The organism is Nonomuraea sp. NPDC049625 (genome assembly GCF_040675285.1).
In the GTDB taxonomy this organism is placed as follows: domain Bacteria; phylum Actinomycetota; class Actinomycetes; order Streptosporangiales; family Streptosporangiaceae; genus Nonomuraea; species Nonomuraea angiospora_A.
In genome coordinates this window covers 146918-169714 of record NZ_JBFAOQ010000001.1, presented here as the reverse complement: position 1 = coordinate 169714, position 22797 = coordinate 146918, and the positions used below count along the sequence as shown (strand labels likewise).

General features: G+C 70.7%; 27 protein-coding genes. 15 read left to right on the top strand and 12 right to left on the bottom strand.

The genetic code is table 11. The features are described from left to right. Positions 1-13: 13 nt before the first annotated feature. Together AB0J87_RS00885 and AB0J87_RS00880 are read left to right on the top strand one after the other, a co-directional pair. Positions 14-757 (top strand): SDR family NAD(P)-dependent oxidoreductase, encoded by a 744-nt coding sequence (locus AB0J87_RS00885; protein WP_363962085.1) that lies wholly within the window; start codon positions 14-16, stop codon positions 755-757. Continuing rightward, a complete protein-coding gene (locus AB0J87_RS00880) occupies positions 750-1598 on the top strand; it encodes a class I SAM-dependent methyltransferase (protein WP_363962084.1) in 849 nt (282 codons plus the stop codon). Before AB0J87_RS00885 ends, AB0J87_RS00880 begins: the two co-directional genes overlap by 8 nt. Here the strand turns inward: AB0J87_RS00880 and AB0J87_RS00875 are convergent. From AB0J87_RS00875 to AB0J87_RS00865, 3 genes are read right to left on the bottom strand one after another with little or no spacing between them, the layout of a single operon-like run. After that, a complete protein-coding gene (locus AB0J87_RS00875) occupies positions 1571-2074 on the bottom strand; it encodes an O-acetyl-ADP-ribose deacetylase (protein ID WP_350733246.1) in 504 nt (167 codons plus the stop codon). The genes AB0J87_RS00880 and AB0J87_RS00875 overlap by 28 nt on opposite strands. A gap of 16 nt (positions 2075-2090) precedes the next feature. Next, the gene (locus AB0J87_RS00870; RefSeq protein WP_363962083.1) at positions 2091-3854 is read right to left on the bottom strand and encodes a cytochrome c oxidase assembly protein; all 1764 of its coding nucleotides are present in this window, start codon (positions 3852-3854) and stop codon (positions 2091-2093) included. Between the two features lie 3 nt (positions 3855-3857). After that, positions 3858-4334 (bottom strand): DUF305 domain-containing protein, encoded by a 477-nt coding sequence (locus AB0J87_RS00865; RefSeq protein WP_363962082.1) that lies wholly within the window; start codon positions 4332-4334, stop codon positions 3858-3860. A gap of 104 nt (positions 4335-4438) precedes the next feature. Between AB0J87_RS00865 and AB0J87_RS00860 the strand changes: the two genes are divergently transcribed. The 6 genes from AB0J87_RS00860 to AB0J87_RS00835 all read left to right on the top strand — a co-directional run bounded on the left by AB0J87_RS00860 (position 4439) and on the right by AB0J87_RS00835 (position 7905). Next, positions 4439-4795 (top strand): BlaI/MecI/CopY family transcriptional regulator, encoded by a 357-nt coding sequence (locus AB0J87_RS00860; protein ID WP_357725389.1) that lies wholly within the window; start codon positions 4439-4441, stop codon positions 4793-4795. After that, positions 4792-5697, top strand: coding sequence for a M56 family metallopeptidase (locus AB0J87_RS00855; protein ID WP_350733240.1), 906 nt, complete (start codon positions 4792-4794; stop codon positions 5695-5697). The genes AB0J87_RS00860 and AB0J87_RS00855 overlap by 4 nt, the downstream gene beginning before the upstream one ends. A gap of 63 nt (positions 5698-5760) precedes the next feature. Beyond that, complete coding sequence (locus tag AB0J87_RS00850) at positions 5761-6252, top strand: helix-turn-helix domain-containing protein (protein ID WP_363962081.1); 492 nt, start codon at positions 5761-5763, stop codon at positions 6250-6252. A 3-nt stretch (positions 6253-6255) separates the two neighbouring features. Then, positions 6256-6657 (top strand): hypothetical protein, encoded by a 402-nt coding sequence (locus AB0J87_RS00845; protein ID WP_363962080.1) that lies wholly within the window; start codon positions 6256-6258, stop codon positions 6655-6657. Between the two features lie 119 nt (positions 6658-6776). Then, a complete protein-coding gene (locus AB0J87_RS00840; protein ID WP_192789781.1) occupies positions 6777-7145 on the top strand; it encodes a DUF2516 family protein in 369 nt (122 codons plus the stop codon). A 25-nt stretch (positions 7146-7170) separates the two neighbouring features. Further along, positions 7171-7905, top strand: coding sequence for an alanyl-tRNA editing protein (locus tag AB0J87_RS00835; protein ID WP_363962079.1), 735 nt, complete (start codon positions 7171-7173; stop codon positions 7903-7905). On the opposite strand, the gene AB0J87_RS00830 is transcribed toward AB0J87_RS00835, so the two are convergent. Then, positions 7902-8813, bottom strand: a complete 912-nt coding sequence (locus AB0J87_RS00830; protein ID WP_363962078.1) for a TetR/AcrR family transcriptional regulator C-terminal domain-containing protein — start codon at positions 8811-8813, stop codon at positions 7902-7904. The two genes, AB0J87_RS00835 and AB0J87_RS00830, sit on opposite strands and share 4 nt — an antisense overlap. Before the next feature lie 109 nt (positions 8814-8922). Between AB0J87_RS00830 and AB0J87_RS00825 the strand changes: the two genes are divergently transcribed. Both AB0J87_RS00825 and AB0J87_RS00820 read left to right on the top strand, forming a co-directional pair. Further along, positions 8923-10011, top strand: a complete 1089-nt coding sequence (locus AB0J87_RS00825; RefSeq protein ID WP_363962077.1) for an FAD-dependent monooxygenase — start codon at positions 8923-8925, stop codon at positions 10009-10011. Between the two features lie 28 nt (positions 10012-10039). Beyond that, a complete protein-coding gene (locus AB0J87_RS00820; protein ID WP_363962076.1) occupies positions 10040-11647 on the top strand; it encodes a DUF2207 domain-containing protein in 1608 nt (535 codons plus the stop codon). 7 nt (positions 11648-11654) lie between these two features. Here the strand turns inward: AB0J87_RS00820 and AB0J87_RS00815 are convergent, their stop codons facing one another. Next, positions 11655-12563 (bottom strand): asparaginase, encoded by a 909-nt coding sequence (locus tag AB0J87_RS00815; protein WP_363962075.1) that lies wholly within the window; start codon positions 12561-12563, stop codon positions 11655-11657. Between the two features lie 60 nt (positions 12564-12623). Here AB0J87_RS00815 and dtd point away from each other — a divergent pair, with 60 nt between their 5' ends. Further along, a complete protein-coding gene (gene dtd, locus AB0J87_RS00810; RefSeq protein ID WP_357725373.1) occupies positions 12624-13049 on the top strand; it encodes a D-aminoacyl-tRNA deacylase in 426 nt (141 codons plus the stop codon). A 36-nt stretch (positions 13050-13085) separates the two neighbouring features. Here dtd and AB0J87_RS00805 read toward each other — a convergent pair whose 3' ends face one another. The 5 genes from AB0J87_RS00805 to cyaB all read right to left on the bottom strand — a co-directional run bounded on the left by AB0J87_RS00805 (position 13086) and on the right by cyaB (position 16890). Then, positions 13086-14024, bottom strand: a complete 939-nt coding sequence (locus AB0J87_RS00805; protein WP_363962074.1) for a folate-binding protein — start codon at positions 14022-14024, stop codon at positions 13086-13088. 265 nt (positions 14025-14289) lie between these two features. Further along, positions 14290-14703 (bottom strand): Fur family transcriptional regulator, encoded by a 414-nt coding sequence (locus AB0J87_RS00800; protein ID WP_185070409.1) that lies wholly within the window; start codon positions 14701-14703, stop codon positions 14290-14292. Positions 14704-15533: 830 nt separating this feature from the next. After that, the gene (locus AB0J87_RS00795) at positions 15534-15830 is read right to left on the bottom strand and encodes a DUF2470 domain-containing protein (protein WP_355204292.1); all 297 of its coding nucleotides are present in this window, start codon (positions 15828-15830) and stop codon (positions 15534-15536) included. A gap of 6 nt (positions 15831-15836) precedes the next feature. Continuing rightward, positions 15837-16325, bottom strand: coding sequence for an FABP family protein (locus AB0J87_RS00790; RefSeq protein WP_363962073.1), 489 nt, complete (start codon positions 16323-16325; stop codon positions 15837-15839). Next, positions 16312-16890: a class IV adenylate cyclase gene (cyaB, locus tag AB0J87_RS00785; RefSeq protein ID WP_363962072.1), complete on the bottom strand. Its 579-nt coding sequence runs from the start codon at positions 16888-16890 to the stop codon at positions 16312-16314. Before cyaB ends, AB0J87_RS00790 begins: the two co-directional genes overlap by 14 nt. A gap of 406 nt (positions 16891-17296) precedes the next feature. Between cyaB and AB0J87_RS00780 the strand changes: the two genes are divergently transcribed. From AB0J87_RS00780 to AB0J87_RS00770, 3 genes are all read left to right on the top strand, one after another. Further along, complete coding sequence (locus AB0J87_RS00780) at positions 17297-17659, top strand: DsrE family protein (RefSeq protein ID WP_185070406.1); 363 nt, start codon at positions 17297-17299, stop codon at positions 17657-17659. A gap of 448 nt (positions 17660-18107) precedes the next feature. Then, on the top strand, positions 18108-18974 hold the full coding sequence (gene sigJ / locus AB0J87_RS00775; protein WP_363962071.1) for an RNA polymerase sigma factor SigJ: 867 nt from the start codon (positions 18108-18110) through the stop codon (positions 18972-18974). A gap of 94 nt (positions 18975-19068) precedes the next feature. After that, entirely contained in the window at positions 19069-20256 is a 1188-nt protein-coding gene (locus AB0J87_RS00770; protein ID WP_363962070.1) for an FAD-dependent oxidoreductase, read from the top strand. On the opposite strand, the gene AB0J87_RS00765 is transcribed toward AB0J87_RS00770, so the two are convergent. Beyond that, positions 20208-20921, bottom strand: a complete 714-nt coding sequence (locus AB0J87_RS00765) for a glutamine amidotransferase (protein ID WP_363962069.1) — start codon at positions 20919-20921, stop codon at positions 20208-20210. The two genes, AB0J87_RS00770 and AB0J87_RS00765, sit on opposite strands and share 49 nt — an antisense overlap. Continuing rightward, entirely contained in the window at positions 20911-22140 is a 1230-nt protein-coding gene (locus AB0J87_RS00760) for a MurT ligase domain-containing protein (protein WP_363962068.1), read from the bottom strand. The genes AB0J87_RS00765 and AB0J87_RS00760 overlap by 11 nt, the downstream gene beginning before the upstream one ends. A 159-nt stretch (positions 22141-22299) precedes the next feature. Between AB0J87_RS00760 and AB0J87_RS00755 the strand changes: the two genes are divergently transcribed. Beyond that, positions 22300-22734, top strand: coding sequence for a YjdF family protein (locus AB0J87_RS00755; protein WP_363962067.1), 435 nt, complete (start codon positions 22300-22302; stop codon positions 22732-22734). Positions 22735-22797: the final 63 nt, after the last annotated feature.

Here is a 22797-nt window from a genome sequence, read left to right as displayed (position 1 = left end):
CAGGATGAGGAGCATGCGGAGAACGGCTGTGGTGACCGGGGCGAGCAGTGGGATCGGCGAGGCGACCGCGCGGCGGCTCGCCGCCGAGGGTTTCGAGGTGGTGGCGGGCGCGCGGCGGCGCGAGCGGCTCGACAAGCTCGCCGCGGAGGTGCCCTCGATCAGGCCGGTGACGTTGGATGTGACCTCCCAGGAGTCGGTCGACGCGCTGGCGGACTCGCTTGAGCGGTGTGACGTGCTGATCAACAACGCCGGTGGCGCCCTCGGCCTTGAATCGGTCGCGGAGGGGCACCTGGATGACTGGCAGCAGATGTACGAGGTGAACGTGCTCGGCTCCCTGCGCATGACCCAGGCGTTCGTGCCCAAGCTCGTCGAGTCCGGCGACGGCGTGCTGGTGATGGTGACCTCGACGGCGGGCCTGGTGTCGTACGAGGGCGGCGGCGGCTACGTCGCGGCCAAGCACGCGCAGACCTCGATGGTCGAGACGCTCCGCCTGGAGCTGGTCGGGCAGCCGGTGCGGATCGTGGAGATCGCGCCGGGCATGGTGCAGAGCGAGGGGTTCGCGGTCACCCGGTTCCGCGGGGACGAGGCGGCCGCGGCGCGCGTCTACGAGGGCGTGCCCGGCCCGCTGACCTCCGACGACGTGGCCGACGCGATCGCCTGGTGCGTGACCCGCCCCGCCCACGTGAACATCGACCGCATGATCATCCGCCCGCGGGCCCAGGCCGCCCAGCACAAGGTGCACCGCGTCAGTGGCTAGACCGGCCGGGGCCGCCAAGGCGGGGGGCAGACCGGTCGGCGCCATCACCAGGGGCACGACCGGGCACAACCGGCTGCGGCGCTCCGACCGGTGGATCGCCGCCGCGCACGGCCGGCTGCTGCGGGCCGCCGAACGCCCCCTCGTGGTGGATCTCGGGTACGGGGCGTCGCACACCACGACGCTGGAGCTGTTCACCCGCCTGCGCCGGGTGGCCCCCGGCGTCGAGGTGGTCGGGATCGAGATCGACCCGGCGAGGGTGGCGGTGGCCAAGCCGTACGAGCGGGAGGGCCTGAGCTTCCGGCTGGGCGGCTTCGAGCTGCCCGTCGGGCGCCCGCCGACGCTGGTGCGGGCCTTCAATGTCCTCAGGCAGTACGGCGAGGCCGAGGCGTGGCACTACTGGGACGTGCTCAGAGGCCGGCTCGCCCCCGGCGGCGTCCTGGTCGAGGGGACCTCGTCCGAGAACGGGCGGCGCGCGATCTGGGTGGGGCTCTCTCCGGAAGGGCCCCAGACGATCACGTTCTCGGCCCGTTTCGATGCTTTCGAGCGGCCTTCTGACCTGGCCGACCGGCTGCCGAAGACCCTCATCCACCGGAATGTGCCGGGCGAGCGGATTCATGCGTTCCTGAGCGACTTCGACCACGCGTGGGCGGTGAGCGCGCCGTACGGGGCCCATGGGCTGCGGCAGCGGTGGATGGCCTCCGTGCGCGCGCTGTCGGGCTCCTGGCCCGTCGCCGGGCGGCCGCCGCTCGGCGGCCCGGCCCGGTGGCGGCTCGGCGAGCTGACCCTCCCGTTCTCGGCGGTGGATCCCCGCGATCAGAGGCGCGCCTCGAACACGGCGTAGGCCGCGCTGTCGAACAGCACGAAGCGGACGTCCTCCACGGACGTGTCCGCCTGCCGGACCGTGTCCAGGGCGATCCGCGCGGCGTCGTCCATGGGCCAGCCATAGATCCCGGTCGAGATCGCGGGGAAGGCCACCGACCTGGCCTCCAGCGTGTCGGCGACCCGCAGCGACTCCCGGTAGCAGGAGGCCAGCAGCTCCGAACGGTCCACCGACATGGAGTACACCGGCCCGACCGTGTGGATCACCCACTTCGCGGGCAAGCGCCCGGCCGTCGTCGCGACCGCCTTTCCGGTGGCCAGCCCCTTGCCGTAGTGGCCGGCCCGCAGCTTCCGGCACTCCTCGAGGATCTCCGGACCGCCGCGGCGGTGAATGGCGCCGTCCACGCCTCCGCCGCCCATGAGGGAGGAGTTGGCGGCGTTCACGACGGCGTCCGTCGGCTGCTCGGTGATGTCGCCTTTCACCAACGTGATGCGCATCTCACCGAGATTGGCATCAACGGCCGCCCCGCACCAGCACCGCGGTCCCCCTGCCGGCCATGCGCACGGCCAGCAGGACGAGCCCCGGCAGCGGCAGGAGCATGGCCACGGCTCCGGCCAGGCGCTGGTCGGCGAGGACGCCGGGCGCGCCGGACGGGGCCACGAGCGAGATCCAGTCGGCCGCGACCGGGGGCGCGAGCAGCAGATACGTCCCGACGGCGAGGTGGGTCAGGGTCACGGCGGCCAGCAGGCGGGCACGGTCGCCCCACGTCACCGGGTCCGCCTGGGTCAGGACGCCGAACACCAGCAGCCCGAGGCCGAAGAACAGGAGCTCGGTGAGCAGGTGAGGAGCGTAGCCGGACAGCGACCACGACAGCCAGGGAGTGCCGTAGAGGAGGACGAACGCCCCGAAGTAGACAGCGGGATGCGCGAGGAACCGGTACCGGCCGGCGACGGTGAACGGGGCGCCCAGGCAGAGCAGGAGCGGGGCGACGACGGTGAGCACCGTGTGCTGGACCGAGTGGACCGACAACATCGCCCGCGCGTAGCTCCCGACCCCGCCGAGCAGCACGAGCGCCGTCAGCGCCAGGCCCGCGTACCAGGCGATCGCGCGGCCGGCGGGCCAGGAGGCCGCCCTGCGCGCGGCGACCGCGTAGGCGACCGCGGGCAGCATCAGGAGGATCAGGACGGTCGGGTCCAGGCGGAGCTCGGTGATCAGCGCTCCCGGGGTGAAGGGGGCGAGCGCGTACTCCAGGGCGGCCTGGTCGTGACCGCCGCCGCCACCGGGCGGTGGCGGCGTGCGGGACAGGCCGATGGCCAGCCCGACGGCCGCCGCCATCACGATCACCTCGCCGGTGGCCAGGCGGACGAAGGTCCGGCGTACGGACCGGTCGGCGATGCCCGCGACCGTGCGGCGGCGATGGGTCCAGCCGAACACGCCCAGGAGCACGAGGGCCGCGGTCTTGGCCAGCAGGAGCTGCCCGTACGCGCTCTGCCAGAGGTCGGACGGGGCGCTGAGCCGTACCCAGGCGCTGGCCACGCCCGAGACGGCCACGGCGGCGAAGCAGCACAACGCGAGCGCGCTGAACCTGGGCAGCACCGCCGGCAGGTCGGGGGACCTGCGGAAGTGGAGGAGCACCGCGACCAGGCCGCCGACCCAGACCGAGACCGACACCAGGTGCGACATGAGGGCGGAGACGGCGATGTCGTGGTCACCCGCGGAGGCCGCATGCCCGACGTAGGCGGGCGGCAGCAACCCGAACACGGCGACCGCCAGCCGGACCGCCGAGGGCAGCCGCCAGGTGAGCCCCACGACGACGGTGGCGGCCAGCACCACGAGCAGGGCCTGGGTCTGCGGGATCGAGGTGCCGAACTCCAGCAGATCAGGCGAGGCGAGCAGGGCTCCGGCGGGCAGCGGGATGAGGTTGGACAGGGTGAGCACGTAGCTCAGCCCGGTCGCCATGGCCCAGCCGAGCGCCCACCAGCCGGCCGCGCGGCGGCAGGTTCGGGACTCGGGCGAGGAGGCGGGGGCCAGGAGGGCGGCGACGAGCGTCCCGACGCAGCCGACCGCGCACACGTCGAACCAGAACCGGGCCAGGGGCAGCCCCCACTCGGTGAACGGCCCGGCGGTGGGCAGCCCGGGAAGCTCCGGCTTGATGGCCCCGCCGAACCGCAGGACGACGACCAGCACCACGACGCCGGCGGCCACCGCCGCACCGGCGTAGGTCCTGGCCGACTTCCCTGCCGCGACCGACGGGACCGATGGGAACGCCCTGGCCATGGGTCAGCCCGCTTGCTTGGCGATCTCGGCCAGCTCCGCCTTCTGAGCCTTGATGATCTTGTCGGCCAGCTCGAGCGTGGGCCCGTGCTTGCCCGACTTCTTGACGGTCTCGGCCATCATCACGCCGTGCTCCAGATGGCCCGACAACGCCGACAACCACTCCTTGTCGAAGCCGGAGCCGGCCTTCAGGTCCGCGCCCATCCGGTCGGTCGGCTCCGGCGGCACCGTCTCCTTCCAGGACTGCAGCCACGACGACATCATGTCGATGTCCGCCTTCTCCTCCGCGATGAGCTTGGTGCTCAGATCACGGACGTACGAGGACTTTCCGCTCTTGGCCGCCACCTCGGCCAGCTGGATCGTCTGCTGGTGGTGCGTGATCATCTCCTGGCTGAAGACCACGTCAGCCTGATCGTGTGTCGTCGACGTGCTGTCCGCCGAGGCCGCGCACCCGGCCGCCAGCACCAGACCGAGCAGGGCCACAACCGCTGTACTCCAACGCATGCACGGAGATACGCACGACACGGAGACGTGGTTCACACGCCCCAAATGCCTGCTCGACAGGTTGTAGAGCTAGCCTGTAGGGCGTGAAGGGTCTTGGCGAGCTTGAGCGCAGCATCATGGACATCCTCTGGGCGGAGAGCGGCGCGCTGACCGCCCGTGAGGTCGGCAGGCTCATCGCCGACCGCGACCTTGCCCCCACCACGGTGATGACCGTGCTCGACCGCCTCACTCGGAAGGGCTTCCTCCAGCGCACCCGGGACGGCCGTGCATGGAGATATCAACCGGCCGAAAGCCGCGACGCGTACATCGCCGAGCTTATGCTGGAAGCCTTGGACATGACGGGCGACCGATCGGCCGCCCTGACTCGCTTCGCCCAGGCCGTGTCGGGCTCGGAGGCGGAGATCCTGCGCAGAGCCCTTACGGAGCTGGAGGAAGAGTGATCACGGCAGCGGCGCTGGCAGCGCTCGCCACGGCGTGCGCGGTCGGCTCCTGGCGTTTCACGACTGCCCGGTGGACCTCACGCGCTCCTCGGCTGGCCATCATCGTCTGGCAGTCCCTGGGGGTGTCCTGGGGCCTGGCCACCACCGGCGCCATGCTCGCCTACGCGGTCCAGCCGTACGGCGAGGGGGTGCTGCCCGGGCTGTTCGCGTTCGCGCGGGGGGAGGCGCCCCTGGAGGCGTGGGACCCGCTGCACGTGCTGGCCCTGATCGCGGGGCTCACCGCCCTGACCGTGCTGATCGCGGTGCTGCTCACCGCGGGTGTGCAGGCGCTGCGCGCCCGCCGCAGGCACCGCATGCTGCTCGCGCTGATCTCCCACGACGACCCCGGCGTGCCCGGGGTGCGGGTGCTCGCCCACCCCGGCGCCGCCGCCTACTGCGTGCCCGGCCTGCGTTCGCAGGTCGTGGTGAGCGAGGGCGCGCTCAAGCTGCTGTCGGAGGACGAGATGGCCGCCGTGCTCGCGCACGAGGCCGCGCACGTGCGCGAGCGGCACGACCTGGTGCTGCTGCCGTTCGCCGCACTGCGCAGGGCGCTGCCCTGGTCGAAGGTGGTGGCCGACGCGCAGGCGCAGGTGGAGCTGCTCATCGAGATGGCCGCCGACGACCGCGCCCGGCGCTACTGCTCGCCGCGCAGGCTGGCGACGGCGCTGCTCAGGTTCGGTACGGCGGGCGCCATGCCGACCCCCCACGGCATGCTCGGCGTGCACGCCAAGCACGTCATGGCCAGGGTCGACCGCCTGATCAAGCCGGGTCCCGAGCTGGCCGCCCCGGTGCGCTACGGCTACATCGCACTCTCTGTGACGTTGGTCACCTCGGCGCCTCTCCTGTGGGTCTTCCAGCTCTGACGTGCTTGCTGGCGTTAACCGTCCTGTTTGCAATTGCAAGCACTACGGGGCAGACTATGAGGCATGGCACTACCCAAGGTCGACTCGATCGGTGAATACATCCGCGAGCAGCGGCAGCAGGCGAAGATCTCGCTGCGCCAGCTCGCGGCGGCGGCAGGGGTCTCCAACCCCTACCTGAGCCAGATCGAGCGTGGGCTGCGCAAGCCGAGCGCGGAGATCCTCAACCAGATCGCCAAGGGTCTGCGCATCTCCTCGCAGGCGCTCTACGTGCAGGCGGGCCTCATCGAGGACCGCGAGCCGCCGAGCGACGTCATCACGGCGATCAGGGCCGACACGCACCTCAGCGAACGGCAACGCCAGGTGCTGATTGATATCTATGAGTCGTTCCGTAAGGAGAAGCGCGCCGAAGACGAGCAGACCTCCCAGAATGCTCGCCCCCGGCACGACTCCGGATCGGACGACGGACCGCTGTCAGAGGAGTTTCTCGCCGCTCTTGAGCCCTATACGGCGACCTCCGGCAACGGCAACGTCACCCAGGAAACCAAGGAAGGTTAACCCATGACGCTCGCAACCGAGGTCAAGAAGCTTACGGAGTCCAAGCCGTTCTACGCCGTCGCGGGTGTCGGCGACTTCGCGGTCGAGAAGCTCCGCGAGTTGCCCGAGCAGCTGCAGAGGCTGCAGTCGCGCCGCACCGAGCTGACCAAGGACCTGCCGGAGATGGCCCGCGTGTACGCCGGCAAGGCCGAGAGCTTCGCCAAGGAGTTCCCGGAGAAGGCCCGCGGGTACGCCGACCAGCTCGCCGGCAGGGCCACCGAGGCCTACGAGGACTTCGCCACGCGCGGCCGCCGGGTCGTCAGCAAGACGAGCGGCGACGCCGCGCTGGAGCTCGAAGAGGTGGCGCAGGCCGCCAAGCCCGCCACCCCGGCCAGGAAGCCCCGCACCACCAAGGCGAGGGGCTGAGCTGACGCGAAAGCCCGTCTCCCGAGGGAGGCGGGCTTTCCGCTTTGGGGTGCCCGTCTGTCAGGGTCGCCTATTAGGCTGAAGCCGATTTCATTGCGGCGTTGTGCGGAGCCAACAACATGAATTTGATCAACAGTGTCCTCAATCTCCTCTTCCTGGTGCTCGCCGCCGTCATCTTCGGCATGTCGGCGTACGCGCTCGTGCACGCGCTACGGGTGCCGACCGGCGCTTTCGTCTCGGCGGGCAAGCTGCAGAAGAACATCTGGCTGCTGATCCTGGCGCTGGCGACGCTGTTCTCGGTGGGCGGCGCCTGGAGCTACTTCATCGACTTCCTCATCGTCGGCGGCGCCGGTTTCATCGGCCTGGGCGCGCTGGGCTTCTTCTCGATCGTTGCGGCCATCGCCGCCACGATCTACATCGTGGACGTCAAGCCGGCCGTCAAGGGCATGGGCGGGCGGGGCAACAACGGTCCCTACGGCCCCTGGTGATCGACCCGGGCGTTAGGCTGCCGACATGACCTACGACCTCCACGGGCGCACGCAGCGGCTGGAACTGTCCGACCAGGTCCTCCGCGACTTCGAGGCCGTCGTGCTGGACGCGACGCCCGAGGGGATCGTGCTGGACAGGTCGGCGTTCTATCCGGGCGGCGGCGGCCAGCCGGCGGATCACGGAGTGCTGATCTGGCAGGGCGTGGAGACGCGCGTCGTGGGGGTGCGCAAGGGTGACGACCTCCAGCTGATCCCGGCCGAGGGCGATCCGATCCCGCCGGTGGGCACCGTGGTCGAGGCGGCGGTGGCCGACGAGCGGCGCTCGGCCCTCATGCGTACGCACTCGGGGCTCCACGTGCTGTGCGGGGTGGTGTTCAGGGACTACGGCTGCCTCGTCACCGGCGGCAACATGGACGAGCTCAGCGCGCGGATGGACTTCAACCTGCCCGAGGTGCCTTCCGGGTTCAAGGAGGCCGTCGAGGACGCCTGCAACACCGAGATCGCCGCCGACCGGCGCATCGACGTACGCGTCCTGCCGCGCAAGGAGGCGTTCGACATCCCCGACATCATCCGCACGGCCACCAACCTGGTCCCGGAGACCGTCCAGGACGTGCGGATCGTCGACATCGTGGGCCTCGACACCCAGGCCGACGGCGGCACCCACGTGGCCTCCACCAAGCAGATCGGCCACATCAAGGTGGCCAAGATCGAGAGCAAGGGCCGCGGCTTCCGCCGGCTGCGCATCCAGATCTCCGACTAGTCGATCACCTCGGCGAGGCCGTCGAGCAGCGGGCCGAGCCCGAACTCGAAGAGCCGGTCCAGGTCGAGGTCGAAGTCGCCGGCCAGCTCGGCCACGACCCCGGCGAAGGCCGGATAGTCGTTCGACTCGGCGATCCAGAACAGGTGCTCCTCCTGCCCGGCCATGAACTCTTCGGCGCTGAGCCCCGTGGCGGCCTGGGCCTGCCGCTCCAGCTCGAGGTTGGCGGCGATGCCCTGCACGTAGCTGTAGACCAGGGTGTGCACGTGCATCTTGGCCGTGGCGTCGAGCCTCGTGCCCGCCAGCGCGGCCATGACCCACTCCGTGTGCCTCAGCAGGCTGGCCGAGGGCAGCGGCCTGGTCAGCGAGGTGACGCCGGCCATCCACGGGTGCGCCCGGTAACCGGCCCACTGGAGGCGAGCCGACACCTCCAGCCTGGCCCGCCAGCCCTCCGGGCGCTCCACGGGCAACGGGAACTCGTCGATGACGGCTTCGACCATCAGCAGGACCAGGTCGTCCTTGCCGGCCACGTGGCGGTAGAGGGACATGGTGGCCATCCCGAGCCGGTCGGCGAGGCCGCGCATGGTCAGCTCGGAGAGGCCCTCGGCGTCGGCGATCTCGACGGCGGCCCGTACGATGCGCTCCCGCGTCATCTCGTTGCCTGAGATCTCCGGCCGCCGGGCGGTGGTCCTGCCCCCGCGCGGCTCCGCCACGATCGTCCCCACGCGCGGCTCGGCGACCACGACGCCCTCCTGGGCCAGGAGCGCGAGCGCCTTGGCGGCGGTGGCCAGGGCGACTCCCCGGTCCCTGGCGAGCTGCCTGGTGGACGGGACGCGGTCTCCGGGGCGGAGCCGGCCGTCGGCTATGCGGCGCTTGATGTCGGCGACGATCTCGGCGTAGGGGGCTGCCATCCCATCCTCCTGTACTAGTACAGATCTTGTCATCTTACCCTTGCGAGCTGCTGTCCGTACTCCGTACATTCAGCGTACAACGTCAACATCTGCGAACAAGGAGCAGATCATGAAGGTCCTCATCTCGGGCGCGAGCGTCGGCGGTCCCGTCCTGGCGTACTGGCTGCGGCGGCACGGGTACGAGACCACGCTCGTCGAGCGGGCCCCGGCCCCGCGCAAGGGCGGTCAGGCCATCGACATCAGGGGCGCCGCGCTGGACGTGGTCGCGAAGATGGGCGTCATCGAGCAGATCAGGGCTCTGCGGACGACCATGCGCGGCATGTCCATGGTGGACGGCGACGGCAACGAGCTCATGCGCAGCTACGAGCAGACGGTCAGCGGCGGCCGGTTCGACAGCCCGGACATCGAGATCATGCGCGACGACCTGACCGCCATCCTCACCTCGGTCTCGGGCGCCGAGTACGTGTACGGCGACTCGATCGCCGCCCTCGACCAGGACGCCGGCGGCGTGGACGTGACGTTCGAGAGCGGCGGCCGGGGGCGCTACGACTACGTCTTCGGCGCCGACGGCCTGCACTCCAACGTGCGCAGGCTCACCTTCGGCCCCGAGGCGCAGTTCCTCAACCACCTCGGCACGTACGTCTCCATCTTCACCGCCGACAACTTCCTCGGCCTGGACCACTGGCAGACCTGGTTCCGCGAGGGCGACACGGGAGGCGCCCTCTTCAGCGACCGGGACGCCACCGTGATGCGGGTCAACCTGGGCTTCGGCGCGGGTCCGATCGACTACGACCACCGCGACGTCGAGCAGCAGAAGCGCCTGATCCAGGAGCGCTGCTCGGGGCTGCGCTGGGAGGTGCCCAAGCTGCTGGAGGCCATGTGGAAGGCCGACGACTTCTACTTCGACGCCATGGCCCAGGTCAGGATGGAGCGCTGGTCGAAGGGCCGGGTCGCGCTGGTCGGCGACGCGGGCTACTGCGCCTCGCCGCTGTCGGGGCAGGGCACCAGCCTGGCGCTGGTGGGGGCGTACGTGCTGGCGCAGGAGCTCGGCAGGGACCCGATCGGGGCCTTCGACCGGTACGAGGAGCGCATGCGCCCGTTCGTCGCGCAGAACCAGGCGCTCGCCCACGAGAACTCCGGCCAGGGCGCCTCGCCGGAAAGCGTTCAGCGGGCGGCAACCAGCATCACGCTGGACTGACAGTCACGAACCGATACGATTTGCCGCCATGGGTACCAGACTCACCATGGCCGCACTCGGGGCCACCGCTCTGACGTTGACCGCCGTACCCGCGTACGCGGCGGGCGCCGGGATCACGGACGAGGTGACGATGACCCTCGGCAAGAACGGCACCCTGCACGTGGTCGAGAAGATCAGCGGGGCGTCGGGTGAGCTCAAGCGGACGTTCATCACCAGGACGCGGTACGACGACGGCAACGACCGCGTCTACCAGATCTCGAACGTCAAGGGCGGCACCCTCGCCGGCGACGTGCTCACCGTGAAGGGCGACGGAACGGTCGAGTACGACGTCAAGGGGGCGGTGACCACCTCGGGCGGTGTCGAGGAGCTGCGCTGGTTCGCGGTGAACGGCTGGAGCCAGCAGGTCGCCAAGGCGACGGTCAAGGTGAACGGCCCCGGGCAGGTCCAGAACCTGTCCTGCTTCGCCGGCGAGCTGACCTCGGCCATCGGCTGCACCTCGGCCTCCATGGACCACTCGGCCACCGAGGCCGACTTCGAGCAGGAGAACATCGCCCCCAGCCAGGCCCTGACCGTGGTCGTCGGCTACCCCAAGGGGTCCAGCTCCGGCGTCCCCATCCTGGAGAGGCGCTTCTCGCTGGCCTCGGCGTTCACCCTGAACACCGTCACCGGCGGCGCCCTGGCCGGCCTGCTGGTGCTGCTGCTCGGCGGCGTCGCCCTGCTCTACTGGACGCGCGGCCGTGACGCCAGGGCCGCCGGCCACGCGCAGGGCCCGGTCGATCCGGTGCAGAACGGCCACTTCTCCCCGCCCGACGGGGTACGGCCCGGCCAGATCGGCACCTTGGTGGACGAACAGGCCGACGTGGTCGACGTGACCGCGACGATCGTCGACCTCGCGGTCCGCGGCTACCTGCGGATCGACGAGCAGCCGCGCCAGACGTACGACGCGCCCGACTGGATGCTGGTCAGGCTGCCGAACGCGCCGGTCAACGCGCTGCTGCCGTACGAGCGCGCCCTGTACGACGCCATCTTCGACGGGCGGGACGCGGTGTTGCTGTCGCAGCTGTCCGGCTCGTTCGCGGCCCACCTGGGCAAGGTGCGCGACGCCCTGTACGCCGACGTGGTCAAGCAGGGCTGGTTCGCCCGCCGGCCCGACACCGAGCGCACCAGGTGGACGACGATCGGCGTGGTGCTCATCGCGGTCGGCGTGCTGGCCACGGCGGGGCTGGCCTGGTTCACCACGTACGGGCTGCTGGGTCTGGCCGTCGTCATCGCGGGCGGCGCGCTGGCCGTCGGCGGGCAGTACATGCCGGCCAAGACGGCCAAGGGCTCGGCGGCGCTGGCGCACACGATGGGCTTCCGGCAGTACCTGTTCTCCGGCGAGCTGGGGGAGGTGCCGGAGCAGCACCGGGTGGAGCTGTTCTCCCGCTACCTGCCCTATGCGGTGATCTTCGACGGGGTGGAGCACTGGTCGCGGGTGGTGGCCTCGGTCACGGGGAACGGCCACCAGTCCGACAACCTGTACTGGTACCACGGGCCCGCGGAGTGGGACCTGTCCAAGTTCGCCGGGTCGATGCGGACGTTCACCACGACGACCTCGGGCGCCATCTCCGCCACCCGCCAGTTCCGCACCCTCTGATGTCCTTCTAACGGAACCGGAGCTCACCCACCGGCCGGCCGCCGCCGAACACCGGCGGTGCGGCCAGCTCGGCCAGCTCCGGCGCGTCCAGGCCCAGCGAGCGCAGGGCCGCCACCGTGGCCGGGACGCGGGCGCGCTGGGACCCGTCCTCGATCTTGACGGTGCCCGCGCGCCCGTCCTCGAACGCGAACGCGTCGAACGCCTCCGCCCCCGCCTTCAGCATGAGCCCGGGCAGCGCGCGCATCAGCTTGGCCTCGGGGCGGTCGGTGCCCGAGGTCCACTCGGGGTAGGTGCTCATCGCGTCGAAGATCTTGCGCTCGTACGAGTCGGGGGACGACATCGGGAACGCCCTGAACGCCTTCGTCACGCCGAGCATCGACACGAAAAACAGCGGCGCCCCGCACCCGTCCACCCCGGAAGCCGCCACCCGCTCCCCCGTCAGGTCCTCCACGGTCTCGCGGATCGCCCGCTGGAGCGGGTGCTTGGGCTCGAGGTAGGACTCGGTGGGCCAGTCGTTCAGCACGCAGGTGGCCAGCATGGCGGCGTGCTTGCCGGAGCAGTTCATGTAGACGCGGCCGCAGTCCGTGGCACTCCGGTCGGACGGGTAGTCCTCGGGGCACAGCAGCGCCGACTCCTCCAGCCCGGCGCCCGCGAGGATCTTCCTGACGCCGTCCACGTGGAACGGCTCGCCCGAGTGCGAGGCGCAGGCCAGCGCCAGCAGCTCATCCTCCAGCCCGAGCCCGGAACGGAGCATGCCGAGCGCCTGGAGCGGCTTCATCGACGACCGTGGCGACGCGGGAACATGCACCGCGCCCTTCGCCTCGACCGGGCGTCCTTCCGCGTCCACCGTCAGCATGCGAGCCTGATGCGTGGACTCCACGAACCCGGACCGGACAACTTCCACAATCATCGACATTTCGCTTCCCCTTTCGGCATGAGTCTACGAACCCTTCTTCCTGGTCCAGAATGGGTTGCCATGCGAGCAGTGGTGCAGAGAGTGAGTTCGGCGTCGGTGGTGGTCGACGGTCAGACCGTCGGGGCCATCGACGAGCCCGGCCTGCTGGTGCTGGTGGGCGTCACCCACACGGACACGCGGGCCGAGGCCGCCAAACTCGCCGCCAAGCTCTGGGGCCTGCGCATCCTGCACGGCGAGAAGTCCTGCTCGGACGTGTCGGCGCCGCTCCTGGTGATCAGCCAGTTCACCCTGTACGGGGACGCCCGCAAGGGACGGCGGCCGACGTGGCAGGCCGCCGCCCCCGGGCCGGTCGCGGAGCCGCTGGTGGAGGCCGTGGTGGAGGAGCTGCGCCAGTTGGGGGCGCACGTGGAGACGGGCGTCTTCGGCGCCGACATGAAGGTGTCGCTCGTCAACGACGGCCCGATCACCCTCATCCTCGACTTCTGACCGCCCACGCCCGGGCGCCTGCCCCCGGGAGAGCCCTCAGCGGATGCGGCGGCGGAGGGCCGGGTCGATGGAGACGTTGCGTCCCGCGTCCGGTGGCACGATGACCTCCTGCGCGGCCGCCACCCCACCGGCCAGCAGCGGCGCGTCCGCCGGCACCGTCCGCTTGACCACCGCGAGCGCGATCGGCCCGAGCTCGTGGTGCCGGGCGGCCGACCCGACCACACCGACCTCCTGGCTCTCGAAGATCACCGGATCGCCGTGCGCCGGCAGCGTGTCCACACTGCCGTCGAGGTGCAGGAACACCAGGCGGCGCGGCGGGTGCCCGAGATTGTGCACCCGGGCGACCGTCTCCTGGCCGCGGTAGCACCCCTTGCTCAGGTGTACGGCCGCACCGATCCAGCCCACCTCATGGGGAATCGTCTTGTGATCGGTGTCGAACCCCAGCCGCGGCCGGTGCGCCTCGATCCGCAGCGCCTCGTACGCCCACAGCCCCGCCAACGGCTTGCCCAGGTGGTCGGGCAGCTCGTCGCGCGGCACCAGGAAGTCCTCCGTGGCCGTGGACAGCACGGCCAGGTCGTCGGCCCGCGACACCTCGACCCGCAGCATGAACCGCATCCGGTCGAGATAGTCGATCAGGCTCTGCGCGGTGCCCGGCTCGACATGGGCCAGCATGCTCTCACCGTCGTCGACGAGCGTCAGGTGGTGCAGCACGTGACCCTGCAGGTCGAGATCGAGCGTCTGCGTCCACTCGCCTGGCTTCAGGGTGTCGAGTTTCTGCGAGGTGAGGTCGTTGAGCCATTTCAGCCGGTCTACGCCGGAGATGCGGACCACCTCACGGTTGCTGCGGTCGACGACCGCCTCACCCTTGGCCAGCGCACGCTGCTCGGCGAACAGATCGCCGTAGTGGGCGGCAACGTCGGAATCCGGCCCATCGGCCGCGACGGCACCGGGGAGATCGAGCAGAGGGCTACGCATGCCCTCCAGGTTATCGGCACTCACGCCACCGCCCGAAAACCCCCACCCACTCGCCCGCGTACGGCAGCTGGAAGCAACCACTCACGTACCCAAGGCAGCCACCCAAGGCCCGGGCACGGCCACTCGCGTTCGCCGAACACCGGCAAACAACTACCCACACACCCACCTGCGGCAGCCGCTCAACCCCCCGTGAACGACCACCGCCCCAACTCCCAGCAGTCACGACAGTCACGGGAACGCCCGGAGGCGGCCGTCCTCCCGTCCGCTACCGGCAGTTGCGGCACCGTCCGAAGACTGTCAGATGGTGCACGTCGGCGACGAACCCCAGCTCCTCGTCCAGCCCCTTGACCAGCCCGTCCGCCAGCTCGGGCCGTACCTCGAACACCTCGTCGCACCCCCGGCACACCAGGTGCACGTGATCGGCCTCAGCGGCCAGATGGTAGGTCGGCGCACCGTGGCCCAGATGCGTGTGGGTCACCATGCCGAGCTCTTCGAGCAGCTCCAGCGTCCGGTAGACCGTGGAGATGTTCACGCCACGCGCGGTCTCGCGGACCTTGACGCAGATCTCCTCGGGCGTGGCGTGCTCCAACGTCTTGACCGCCTCAAGGACGAGCTGGCGCTGCGGGGTGACCCGGTAGCCCTTGGCGCGGAGTTCCTCATGCCACTGCGTCTCCGTCATGCCCCGAGTGTACGGCCCGGCGATATTCACTTGCCCCTTTCGCGCACAAGCGCATAGCGTCTTTGGTACGCGGAAAGGAGGTGGTCCAAACAATGGTGAATCATAGTTGGGCTAGCGAGGTGGTTGTCCGCTAGCGCTGCGGACTGTTGTCTCGTGACGTATGCGAATCCGAGGCAACCACCGGGGCCCCTGGCAGCCGGAGGGCGGGACCATGATCCCGTCTTTGGTCCATCCGGCCCACCTGCCGAGCAGGTGGAGTTCGCCTGGGGCCCTTCTTCATGTCCACGTCGGGAAGCCGAGCCGTTGCACGCACCTTGCCGGACGGAAGCCCCCGCTCGTGAAAGCCCCGCCTGACGCTTCAGGCCGTGGCCGGCACCGGCTCCAAGAGCACGACCGAGGCCACTCACCCGGCCACTGAGGCGACCTCGACACGACCGGAGTCACTCACCCGGCCACCGAGACCTCCGCACGACCGAGTTACACCCTCGACCACCGAGACCTCCGCCACCGCAGAGCGCCACCGGGGTTACTCACCCAGCCACCGGGACCTCGGCACGACCGGGTTACGCACCCGACCACCGAGACCTCCGCCACCGCAGAGCGCCATCAGGGTTACTCACCCAGCCACCGATATCCCAGCCGCCGATGTTCCGGCCAGCGATATCCGGACCACCGATATGCCGCCACCATGATCGCTACGCCATAAAGCGCGGGCTCGGGGGCGAGGGGGACAAACTCGAGAGACGAAGGGGACAGGCTCGAGAGACGAAGGGGACAGGCTCGAGGGGCGAGGGGGACAGGCGCGGGACCAAGAGCCCCCGAGCCTCCGTTCAGTGCTCACCCCGCGCCGCGATGCCGAGCTTGTCGCACGCGTCCCGATAGAGCTGCACCACGGCCTTACGCACCTGGGCCCGCTCGGTGAGCGTCTCCCCCCAGGGCACCCGCACCCGCTCCCCACCATCGACCACGAACTCGATCGCCTCGGCATCCACATCACTCGTCACCGCTGAGGTGGCGTCGGGCCGGCCGCCGAGCGCCCGCACGATGATCAGCGAGTCCCCGGCGTGGTCGTCATTCATGTGTCGCTTGATCGCCTCGACGGCGTCAGCGGTGAAAGGCGTGCTCATATCGGCTCAAGCTACCTTCTTCAGCTCCGCCGACATATGGTCCGTGAGCGGGTGACCCACGGCCGCCATCTCGTACGCCCACATCAGGTTGCCGTTGACCAACCCGTACAGCCGGTGCCCCGCCGTGTACTCCTTGGCGGTGCTGGTGCGGGCCACGACGTCCGTCCTCAGCTCGATCTTGTGGAAGACGACCTCGCCGATGTAGATCTCGACGATCCCGGTCGGGTGGGCGAGCACCACCTCGATCTGCCTGTCGGGCTGCGGGCGCCAGTATCCCGATTCGGTGGCCAGCGGCTTGACCCGGTTGCCGTCCTGGTCGAGCAGCCAGGTGCGGCTCACGTAGCTCAGGAACGGCTTCCCGTTGTGCCCGAACTCGATCTCCTGCCCGAAGTTGAAGCTCTCGATCGTCGGGTAGCCGCCCACGCCGGCACCTTCCCACCGGCCGAGCAGGAACGCGATGGGCTCCAGGGCGGGGTGCACCTCAGGTTCTTCCATGCTCCCCAAGCGTAGTGCTCCTGGCTCGCCGTACAGCCTCGGTGTACAGCTCGGTGGTGAGATCATCGCGGCCGATGCCGACGTCCGCCATCACCTGCCTGATCACCCGCAATGCGCCGGGCACCGCGTCGGGCTCGACCACTGCCTCGATTTCGAGAAACGTACCGTCGAGTTCGGGAATGGTCACGAGAGTGGCCAGCAAAGAAAGCCCCGACTTCGAAATCCGGTAGTTCCTGCACCGCTTTTCGTACCGGATCACTTCCTGCAACCCAAGTTTGCGCAGCACAGCTTCCATCGCCACCGGGTCCTCGACGCCGGTCTCGTACTCAGGCTTGGACCCGCTGACCGGATCGACGCTGGGATCCTTGAACGTGAGCAGGCTCACCGCGCCGTCGTCCACGACCCTCACCCGGATCTCCCTCCCGTCGCGGGAATACCGGAGATCGGGGGTGTCGTAGTAGACATCGCGGTAGACACTGGCCGTCTCCGGCGCAAGCTCCCGCAACGCGGCCCGTACGCCGACGGGATCCCACACGACGGCCTTCAACTCGGCCTCGATCCGCATGCTCCTCCTTCAGTCTCCCTCGTAGCAGCGCATGGGGCGGTGCCCTCCGGCATCCCTTGCGAGAACCTGTTGGGCGGTGTCCTCCGGCATCCCTCGTAGCAGTCCGTGGGGCGGTGCCTTTTGGCATCCCCCTGCGGGAGCCTGTGGGGCGGTGTCCTCCGGCGTCCCTTGCGGAAGCCCGTCGGGTGGCGTCCTTCGGCGTCCCTTGCGAGAACCTGTTGGGCGGTGTCCTCCGGCATCCCTCGTAGCAGTCCGTGGGGCGGCGCCTTTCGGTGTCCCCTGCGGGAGCCCGTGGGGCGGTGTTCTTTGTGGCGTTTCTTCGGTCAAGGTGGGGTCTTTCCCGCGCGGGCTTGTGTATTCGGTTGGAGTCCTTCGCCGGAAGTCGGGGGGAGTTAGGGTGACGGGTATGGAACGATCACTGGTGATCAAGGTGACCGCCGGGGCGGATGCCCCTGAGCGGTGCAACCAGGCGTTCAATGTCGCGGCCGCCGCGCTCGCGAGTGGTGTGCCCGTTTCCCTGTGGCTGACCGGCGAGGCCTCGTGGTTCGCGCTGCCGGGCAGGGCCAAGGAGTTCAGCCTGCCGCACGCCGCGCCGCTCACCGACCTCCTCGACGCCGTGCTGGCGGCGGGGCGCGTGACACTCTGCACCCAGTGCGCGGCCCGTAGGAATATCACCGTGGACGACCTCATCGACGGGGTCCGCATCGCGGGCGCGCCGGCGTTCGTCGAGGAAGTGGTCAGGGAAGGCGCCCAGGCGCTGGTCTACTGATCCTCCGAGATCGTAGGCCGCACAGCACATCCCCCTGAGGCTCATCCGCCGGCGTCCCAAAGACGGGGCGCGCGAAGAGCAGGCACCTGCCCTGAGTGCAGGTGAGGCCTCCGGCCCGCCGACATCAGCCGCCGACCCCGGTGGCCGGTATCGGTGGCCGACCCCGGTGGCCGGTATCGGTGGCCGGTGGCGAAGTTGGCAAGGTGCGGGAGTCGTGGCGGGTATCGGTGGCCGGTGGCGAGGGTGGCAAGGTGCGGGAGTCGTGGTGGGCACCAGCTCTAACTCCCGTTGCGCGCCGGTCGGCCCCTGGTTTTCGGCCCGGCCGTCATGAGCTCACCAACCGATGCTCGGACCCCGGCCCCAGAGGCCTGTCCTGACCCCCGCCGTTCGGGCGGGCAGAGCGGGTTTGCCTAGGATCGGGAGTCGATCGAGGAGGCGGAGGGTGGAGATGACCGGCGCGTTGGCGGAGGCCGAGTGGGAATCGCATCGCTCCGCGGTCTTCGGGGCGGCCTACCGGATCCTCGGCACCGTGGCCGAGGCCGAGGACGTGACGCAGGAGGTCTGGTTGCGCACCGCCGCCGCCGACCTGTCCGAGGTGCGGGATCTGCGGGCCTGGCTGGTGACCGTGGCCGCCCGGACGTCCTACAACGTGCTGCAGTCGGCCCGCGTCCGCCGCGAGTCCTACGTCGGCCCCTGGCTGCCCGAACCGCTGCTGACCGGGCCCGACGCCGCCGCCCGGGTGCTCATGGACGAGTCGGTGAGCACCGCGATGCTGGTGGTCATGGAGACGCTCACCCCCGCCGAACGCGTCGCGCTGGTGCTGCACGACGTCTTCGACTTCCCGTTCGCCCGGATCGCCGAGGTGCTCGACAGCACGCCCGCCGCCGGCCGCAAGCTCGCCTCCCGCGCGCGGGCGCGGGTCGCCGCCGTCCAGGAACGGCCCCGGGCGTCCAGGGCCGAGACCGAACGGCTGCTCAGGGCGTTCAAGGCGGCCGCCGACGCCGGTGACCTGGCCGGGCTCGTCGAGCTGCTGCACCCCGAGGCCGTGTACGTCGCCGACGGCGGCGGCGAGGTGACCGCGGCGCGCAGGCCGGTCCGGGGCGCCGAGCGGATCGCCCTGCTGGCGGTCAGGCAGATCGAGCTGAGGCGGCCCGACGCGTTCCAGGTCATCGAGGTGAACGGGCGCCCCGCCCTGGCGACCTACCACGGCGGCGAGCTGGTCTGGCTCGACACCGTGGAGATCGCCGACGGGCGGATCACGACGTTCAGGCGGCTGGTCAATCCGGAGAAACTCGCCCGCCTCGGTCACATCTGACCCCGCCGTCTTGTCTCCCTCCCGACCGGCCCCCGATCCCCGGGGGCCAGGCGCCCCCGATCCCCCGGGGGCCAAGCGGAGAGAGGACGGGACAGTGGCGCACGTTGTGATCATCGGAGGCGGTTTCGCGGGCGTGTGGAGCGCGGCGGGAGCGGCACTGGCGCGCGGAGCGGCGGACCTGCGCATCACGCTCATCTCGCCGAACGAGCACCTGGTGCTACGACCACGCCTGTACGAGCCGGAGCCGGACCTGGCCAAGGTGGAGCTCGGCAGAGTCCTCGGGCCGATCGGCGTCGAGCACCTGCGGGCGTCGGTGAGCACGATCGACACCGGCCGCCGCGTGGTGGTGGCCGACGGCCGGGAGATCGGCTACGACCGCCTGGTGCTGGCGGCGGGCAGCAGGCTCGTCCGGCCCGAGGACCTGCCCGGCGCCGAACGGCTCTTCGACATCGACACCCTGGACGGGGCCCGGCGGCTCGCCGACCACCTGCGCGACCGCGAGAACTACCACGCCGTGGTCGTCGGCGCGGGGTTCGTGGGCCTGGAGGCCGCGACCGAGCTGGCCGCCCGGGGCCGGGTGCTGCTGGTGGACCGGTCGCGGGTGGTCGGGCACCAGCTCGGCCCGGGCCCGCGCGAGGAGATCGAGGCGGCGCTGGACAAGCTGGGCGTCGAACGCCGCCTCGGGACGACGGTGACGGAGGTAGGCGACGGGTACGCCGTCCTGTCCGACGGCACCAGGGTCGAGGCGGACGCGGTGGTCTGGGCGGCCGGGATGAGGGCCAGCGAGCTCACCCGGCAGATCTCCGCCGAGCTCGACCACCTCGGCCGCGTGCCGGTGGACCGGCACCTGCGCGCCCTTCCCGAGGTGTTCGCCGCCGGGGACACGGCCGCCGCGGCGTTCGACGCCGAGCACACGGTCATGCAGGCCTGCCAGCACGCCACCCCGCTCGGCAAGGTCGCCGGGTACAACGCGGCGGCCGACCTGCTCGGCGTGCCGCTGCGCGACTTCACCCCCGGCCCGTACGTCACCTGCCTCGACCTGGGCGAGGCCGGCGGGATCTTCACCCGGGGCTGGGACCGCCGGGTGCTGGCCTCGGGCGCCGACGGCAAGGAGATCAAGACGCGGATCAACCAGGCAATCCACCCGCCGGTCGACGACGCCGCGAAGATCCTCGCCGCCGCCGACCACGTCTACCTGGAGTTGCCCTTCTTCCCTCCCGACGAGGAGACCGGTCAGCCGGGCAGGACGGCGGCCAGGCGTTCCTGGCGCAGGGCCTCGTAGCGGGAGTTGTCGAGGGGTGCCAGGTCGCCCACCCGCCACGACAGCAGCAGGTCGGCCAGAGCCGGGTTGCGGGCCAGGGCGGGCCCGTGGAGGTAGGTGCCCACCACGTGGCCCGCGTAGCAGCCCTCGAAGCCGTCTCCGTTGCCCACCCCGACGAGGGTCCGGGACAGGGGCTTGACGCCGGGGCCCAGGTGGGTGATGCCCATGTGGTTCTCGAAGCCGGTCAGGGTGGGGAGGTTGAGAGCGGCGTCCACCTCGGCGGCCAGCTCGCCGACCGCTCGGGCGGGACCGCGGGAGCTGGCGATGTCCAGCAGCCCGATCCCGTCCACCGGCTGGCCCTCCTCGCCCCCGAACGTGCTGCCCATGATCTGGTATCCGGCGCACACCGCCAGCAGGGCGGCGCCGCGGGCGATGGCGCGGTGGAGGCCGCCGTCGCGGCGCAGGCGTTCGGCGGCCAGGATCTGGGGACGGTCCTCGCCGCCGCCGATGAGGTAGATGTCGCCCGAATCCGGCACCGGGTCCGCCGAACGTACGTGGATCGTCTCGGTCGCGATCCCCCGGCGGTTCGCGCGCTGCTCCAGGACGAGCGCGTTGCCCTGGTCACCGTACGTGCTCAGCAGGTCAGGGTAGATCCAGACGATGCGAAGGGCGCTGTCAGACGGCACGGCCGAACTCCGTTCGGATCTGCTGGAAGGCGGTGTAGTTGGCGATGACGTCGACCCGGCCGGGAGGCTGCATGGACAGCGCCTCCGTGAACGAGCCGCACAGCGTGAACGGCACGTCCGCCACGTCGAGCCGGAGCGCCAGGTCGAGACGGCGCTCGCCCGTCACGAAGACGGGGCGCCCGCGCAGGATGCGGTAGTCGACGTCCCACAGCCAGGAGGTGTCGCGCCCGTCGGGGCCGTTCGCGTTGACCGAGAGGATGATCGGCAGCTGCGGGTCGGCCACGTCGAACGCCTCCAGCCACCCCGCCGGGTTCTTCGCCAGCAGCAGCCGCGCGTGGCGGCCGTCGCGCTCGACCGTGGTGTAGCGGCCGGCCACCGAGGTGACCTGGCGCAGCCGCGGCAGCGCCCGCTCCACCGGCACCCCGAACGCCTCGGCCACCGCCAGCGCCATCACCGCGTTGGACCGGTTGGCCAGGCCGGGCAGCTGGATGTCGAGCTGCCACCGCTGCCCGCGCGGATCGACGGCCACCTCGTCGTCGATCGCCCACTGCGGCTCCGGCCGGTGGAACGTGCACTCCTTGCACGCCCAGTCGGCGTCCTTACGGTCCAGCGGGCCGCCGCACTCGGGGCAGCACCAGGAGTCTTCCTTCCACCGCTGGCCGCCGGAGACCCAGGTGACCTTCGCCGCCGTGGAGGCGCCCCAGGTCACGAGCGGGTCGTCGCAGTTGGCGATGACGTGGGTGGGCTTGCCGGACAGCGCCCTGCGCCACTTCTGCGCGAGCAGCCAGATCTCGGCGGCGCGGTCCATCTGGTCGCGGCTGAGGTTCATCAGGCACACGACGCCCGCGCCGGTGGTGTCGAGGACCTCCGGCAGGTATTTCTCGTCCACCTCCAGCACGCCGTACGGGGCGGCCTTGTTCTGGGAGAGCGCCGAGACGTGGCCGGCGGGCATGTTGGCGCCCAGCGCGTTGGTGGCGACGTCGCCGAGCTCGAGGAGCGCCGAAGTGATCAGCCGCGTGGTGGTGGTCTTGCCGTTGGTGGCGCTGACCAGGGCCAGCTTGCGGTCGCGGGCCAGCTTGCGCAGGAGGTCGGGCTCAAGCAGCAGGCCCACTCGCCCGCCGATCACCGACCCGTCCCCGCGCCCGGTCATCTTGGACAGCGTCGCGGCACTGCGGCCCAGGGCGCTGGCGAGCTGGGCCCGCAGAGGAAGCTGGGTCATGCCCAAGGATCCTAGTCGGCATTGGCCGATAGTCTGGAGATGCACACGAAAACGCGGCCCGGTCGGTAGCCCGGGCGAAGCTTCACCGTATCCACCCTTCCATGGGATGTCCGGTGTGCCGGAAGCGGCCTCGACAGGCCGTCATTTCGGCATACGCGCATGGAGGGCAACGTGGTGACGATGTCGGTCTATCTGGACGGGCCGTTCTGGGTCGGCGTACTCGAGATCGTCGAGGACGGCACGGTCCGGGCGACCCGTTTCACGCTCGGGTCCGAGCCCACCGATCCGGAGCTGTACGAGTTCCTGCGGCGGCACGGCGTCTCGCTGCTCGAACGGGCGGCCGCCTCGCCTCCCGTCCCCTCGGAGGGGCGGGAGATCAAGCGGGTCAACCCCAAGCGGGCCGCGAAACTGGCGGCCCGGGCGGCGGCCGGGGTGTCCCGCCGGAGCACGGCCTCGCAGGAGGCGCTGCGGCTGGAGCTGGAGAGCCGGAAGGCGGAGGCGGCGGACGACCGGCGGGCCCGGCGGCGGGAGGCGGCTGAGCACCGGCGGGAGGTGGCCCGCCGCAAACGCCTCGAACGCCGCCGCGACCGCTGAGACCCGCCGCCGTCATCGCCGAGACCCGCCGTCATCGCCGAGACCCACTGTCATCGCCGAGAC